Source organism: Nostoc sp. 'Peltigera membranacea cyanobiont' 232 (genome assembly GCF_002245985.1).
In the GTDB taxonomy this organism is placed as follows: Bacteria; Cyanobacteriota; Cyanobacteriia; order Cyanobacteriales; family Nostocaceae; genus Nostoc.
Genome location: NZ_NOLK01000274.1, coordinates 1 through 5409 on the forward strand (window position 1 = coordinate 1; position 5409 = coordinate 5409).

A 5409-nucleotide genomic window follows, 5' to 3' on the forward strand; every position below is an offset into this window, starting at 1 on the left:
AAGATAAATCGAGGTTGGTGCAGCGTTTTGCTTATCGAGTATTGAAGCAAAAAACAGAACCGCAAGTCAAACAAGCTTTGCAAGCATATAAACCTTGGAACTTGGAAGAGAGATTTAACGAGTATCAGAAAGTTGAGTATCGGATTGGGAAAGATGGTAAAATTACTGAAACAGTAATTGACGCTTCTGGTGCAGCTTGTACAAGCACAACATCTGGAATCGAAAACGCTTTGGGAGAGGTAGAAACTCAAGAACTGCTTCCTGAATATTATGAGGGAGACGACAATGTGACTGGAACAGAACAACAGTCTCTCAAGCAAAAATAGGAGGGACGTAGATGATCGCAGATAACCTGTTAGACATCCAAGGAATGGGGATGTTTTCTATGGAGAGCCTTTTGGTGATAGCAATCGGATTTTTAGCGTTACTTTTGATTATTCCAGCAATTAGCGCTGCGATCGCTCGCCAAGCAGACTTGGAAACTAACAAGTTAGAATTGGCACGATGTCTAGTGACAAACAGGTTAGCGTCTACGCAAATTGAATTGCTACAGAATGAACTACAAGCAACTCATCAAAATTACTTAGAAGTAGAGCAAAAGTTACACCAGCTTGTTTTGGAAAAAGCAGCACTGCATCAGGAAGGCTTGCGACTGCATGAGGAATTGCAGCAGCAGCGTCTTGAACTGACAGACGAAATACGTTCTTCGACATTTGAGCAATTGCAGACATTACTGACAAACTATCCCAACCAGCCAAGACCTTTTGATGTTGTTTTAGGTAGTCAAATTCCTACCCCAAGCGATGCAGCAGTTTTAGGAGGACTGCCAGGAGTCAAACAACGGTTAGCCAGTACTGCCCCACAAAATCGGATTGCAGCGTTAAAAGAAGCCCTCCAGCACGGGGATGCAGGCTTAGATTTAGTCATCCAAGCTTTGCAAAATGAAGTCATACAAGTTAGGTGGGCTGCTTACTCGCTGTTAGGGCAAAGAAAAGAACCTCGTATAAAACAGGCGTTACGCGAGTATAACCCTTGGCAAAAGCTAACATATCTGCGTACTTTGGAAGGGCATTCACACTGTGTTAGCTGTGTCATCTTCAGCCCCGATGGTCAAACTATTTTCACTGGCAGTTGGGACGAAACAATTAAAGTATGGGAGTTAGCAACAGGGTGGCAAATCTGCACACTAGATACACAAATAGGCGTTGATTCTCTAGCTATCAGCCCAGATGGTCAAACTCTCTTCAGCGGAATGGGAAACACTGTTATTAAGGTTTGGGATTGGCAAACTAGGAGGGAAATCAGTACTTTAGGCCAACCCAATATCAGTGCGATGGGTGTTCACGCCCTAGCTGTTAGCCGGGATGGGCAAATTCTTTTTAGCGGTGACTGGGGTTTGCTGAAAGCATGGGATTGGCAGATGGGTAAAGAACTTTACAATTTGCGTGCCCATTCGATCCAGATTTATTGTCTTGCAATTAGCTTGGACGGACAAACTTTGGTTTGTGCTAGTCGGGATAAAACTATCACCGTATGGGATTTACCGACAGCAAAGCAAATCCATCGTTTCAAAGGATATTCAAAAGCGGTTACCTCTGTTGCCCTGACTGGTGATAAAAAAACTCTTGTCAGCGGTAGTTGGGACGGTTCGATTAAAGTGTGGGATTTGGAAACGGGAAAAGAAATTTACACTCTTATTGGGGATAAAACCCAGGTTAATTGTGTAGCCATTAGCCCAGACGGACAAACCTTCTTTGGCGGCGGTGGGGAAAATATAATCAAAGTATGGGATTTGCAAACTGGACAGCAGATGAACACGCTAACAGGGCATAAAAACCATATTAATTCTCTTGCTATTAGCCCAGATGGGCAGACTCTGGTTAGTTGCAGTTGGGACAAAACTATTAAAGTGTGGGGACTCGCTTAAAGACAACATAACTATAGCGGGCATAGTCAATAATTCTGCTAAACAAGTCGGTGGAAATAAACCAAATTATGTTACGAAAGGTAAATAGGCTTAAAACCCTTACCAATGACAAAGGACAAAGGACAAATGACAGCCCCCACCAGTTAGCTTTAATTGCGCCGACCTACTTAAACCTTTTCTGAAGCAGGGATGGACAGGTTATACTTCTACATCTTAAATCTCTCGTCCACCTGAATTTGATAGCCGTTCCGTTGGTGAGGTGATTGGTCATATTGGCAGTGGTTGCGATCGCAGCGCTAATTCCTGGAACAATCAAAAGTAACGCCAAAAATCCTCAAAGGCTTTCCATAGAAAACATTCCCATTCCTTGATCGTCTACGTTGCTCGTATTTTTGCTTGAGAGTTTTTTTGGGAATTCTAATAAAGAATCAGAAGGTAAAGCACCATGACAGACAACCAAAATCAACCCAGAGATTATGATGCAGTGTTGGGAGGACAATCTCCGCCTCCTGTGGATGGAGTTGTTTTAGGAGGAATTGAGGGGGTTAAACGTTGTTTATCAAATCCTGTGACTCAAGTGCGGGTTGCTGCACTTAGCGAAGCCTTGAAATATGGTGATGCAGGGTTGGATGTATTAATTCAAGCGTTGCAAGATAAATCGAGGTTGGTGCAGCGTTTTGCTTATCGAGTATTGAAGCAAAAAACAGAACCGCAAGTCAAACAAGCTTTGCAAGCATATAAACCTTGGAACTTGGAAGAGAGATTTAACGAGTATCAAGGGTATAACGTTACTCAATTTGCTAATCGGCAAGTTGTAGAGTTCGATGCAAATACAAGTATTACCGAACCTCTTAACAAAGCTTACGCCTTGAGATACTGGCCTTATCAAAATGAGAATAATTTGCTAAGTAAATTTAGTAGACTTTTGCAAGAACCCAACGCCGATAAATTGGAAGCCTTGGTGTTTGGTTTGTGGGAAGAAGAAGCATATGAAAGGAATTCAAGCGGTATTATTGAAGCTTTAGTTGATGCAAAAAAATATTTAACTAATCTTAAAGCTGTTTTCCTTGGCGATATTATTAGTGATGAATGCGAAATTTCTTGGATTCAACAAAGCGATATAAGTCCCATTTTAAAAGCTTATCCCAAACTCGAAATTTTGCAAGTTCGTGGAGGGGATGGTTTACAATTTAGTCCGCCAATACGACACAATCACCTCAAAGCGTTGATTGTTGAAACTGGGGGATTAAGTCGGGATACTGTTGCACAAATTTGTAATATGAATCTACCAGCCTTGGCACATTTAGAATTATGGTTTGGTAGTGAAGATTACGGCGGAGATTGTTGGGTTGAAGATTTAAATCCAATTATTTTTGCAGAAAAGTTTCCCAATTTGGTTTATTTAGGATTACGCAATAGTCAATTTACCGATGAAATAGTCAGCGTTATTATAGGTTCTCCAATTATTAATTCTATCAGCGTACTTGACCTTTCAATGGGAACGCTGACTGATGCTGGTGCGGAAGAGTTGCTGAATAGTCAAGCTGTAAATAATCTTGATATTCTCAATATTTCCGAAAACTTCTTATCTCAGGAAATGATTGAGAAATTCTCTGATTTGGATGTGCGTGTTTTGGCAAATAATCAGAAAGAAGAAGATGAAGATAGCTATATTCATAGTCGCTATTGTTCTGTTGCTGAGTGAAATTTACAGCAGTGGGCGACTGGAAGTCGCGGCTACACAGACAAAACCCGCCTGCGCGGGTTAAAAAACTTTCTCTTAATTAGTTCAATTTTAACTATGAATAATAATTCTAATCAACCCGGAGAATTTGACGCAGTACTTGGTGGAGAAGTACCACCACCAGTTAGCGGTGTTGTTTTAGGAGGACTTGAGGGAGTTAAAAATCGGTTGAAAAGCCCTGAAGGTAGAGAAAGAGCATTTGCATTGATTGATGCTTTACGATATCAAGAAGAAGGCTTTAAATTAGTAATTGAAGCATTGAAAGACTCTTCAGATAAAGTACAGATGTTTACTGATCGTCTACTACGAAATAAAGGTGGAGAAAAGGGTAAAGAAGCTTTATTAAGACATAATCCTCATCTGTCTCAACTTGATTGTAGATTAATTGCAGATTCGCAGGAAGAAAACTATTGTGAAGGAGAAGCAGGTTCACGTTAGTGGGCATTACACGAATAAATAATATATTAGATAATGCTTAATTTCATCCTCATCGCCAACCCCTAAAACCGCCGTGTCGGTTTCCTCCAACAAGCGATCGCCCATTTCAACTTACCACCAGCCACGGTAGTAGATTACGCCGACTTAATAGCAGGAAAACAAACTCTCGAACAATTCAATACGCCCAACACCATTATCCGCTTCGACTCTCCAGAAAAAAACTTTGATGTTGATAAAGCCATCATTGCAGAAGGGAGTAGGGAGAATTTTTCTACTTCCAATCATCAACATATAAGTGCAGAAGCCGCGACAAAATTAGAATTTGACAAAGGACTCATCCTCTATCCACGACAGTGGTATTTAGGCTGGCGGTATCTGTTGTAAAAATGGGAAACACAACTTACTCACCTTCTCACAAATGGCGAGTTCATGAACCATCCCCAAGATATCGCTGTGATGTTTGACAAACCAGCTTGTCACGAAAGATTCAGCCGTCATAATATCCCCGTTCCCCGTTCATTAGGAAAAATCCACAACTACGAACATTTGCGCGAACAAATGCAAATTCAGGGAATAGAACGAGTATTTGTCAAACTTTCCCACGGTTCCGCCGCTTCTGGAGTCGTTGCTTACCGCGCAAATTCGCGTTTTGAATCAGCCATAACTACTGTCGAACGAGTGCGAGAAAATGGACAAACCCTGCTTTACAACTCCCGGAAAATTAGGCACTATACTCATCATGAAGAAATCGCCAATATCATCAACATCTTGACAGCAGAAGGCGTACAAGTTGAAGAATGGCTACCCAAAGCACATTTACAAGAATGTGGTTTTGATGTGCGTGTGGTGGTTATTAATGGCGAAGCACAGCATATCGTTGTTCGCCTTGGTAAAAGTCCCATGACAAATTTGCATTTGGGGAATGAACGGGGAAATACTGAGGAATTTTTAGCAAAAGTTGGTGTAGAAAATTGGGAGATCATGAAACGAACTTGTGAACAAGCAGCAGCGTTATTTCCTAATAGTTTATATTGCGGAGTTGATTTACTGATTTTACCCGATTGGAAAACTCATGCAATTTTAGAGATTAATGCTTTTGGGGATTTGTTACCGGGTATTTTGTGGAATGGAATGGATACTTATACGAGTGAAGTTAAGGCGATTTTGGAAAGGGACAAGGGGGACAAGGGTGAAATTAAGAAGAAAACGGGGAAATACAGCACTTCCGGCGGCTATGAGGTACATCCTCAAAGCTGAAAGCTATGATAGGAGAGGGGTAAGAGGAAAACTGTATTGCATA

Annotated in this window: 4 protein-coding genes and 1 pseudogene; all 5 read left to right on the forward strand. The window is 41.2% G+C overall.

Features of this window, described 5'->3' with window-relative positions:
* A partial coding sequence (locus tag CDG79_RS38740) for a DUF2997 domain-containing protein (protein WP_223278609.1) occupies positions 1 to 326 on the forward strand: 326 nt, incomplete at its 5' end.
* 11 nt (positions 327 to 337) lie between these two features.
* A complete protein-coding gene (locus CDG79_RS38745) occupies positions 338 to 1927 on the forward strand; it encodes a beta-propeller domain-containing protein (protein WP_094346809.1) in 1590 nt (529 codons plus the stop codon).
* Between the two features lie 445 nt (positions 1928 to 2372).
* Positions 2373 to 3632 (forward strand): STM4015 family protein, encoded by a 1260-nt coding sequence (locus CDG79_RS38750; RefSeq protein WP_094346810.1) that lies wholly within the window; start codon positions 2373 to 2375, stop codon positions 3630 to 3632.
* Between the two features lie 96 nt (positions 3633 to 3728).
* The gene (locus tag CDG79_RS38755; protein ID WP_094346811.1) at positions 3729 to 4109 is read left to right on the forward strand and encodes a hypothetical protein; all 381 of its coding nucleotides are present in this window, start codon (positions 3729 to 3731) and stop codon (positions 4107 to 4109) included.
* A gap of 417 nt (positions 4110 to 4526) precedes the next feature.
* Positions 4527 to 5366, forward strand: a pseudogene (locus CDG79_RS38760) (STM4014 family protein); the annotation flags it as partial.
* Positions 5367 to 5409 lie beyond the last annotated feature (43 nt).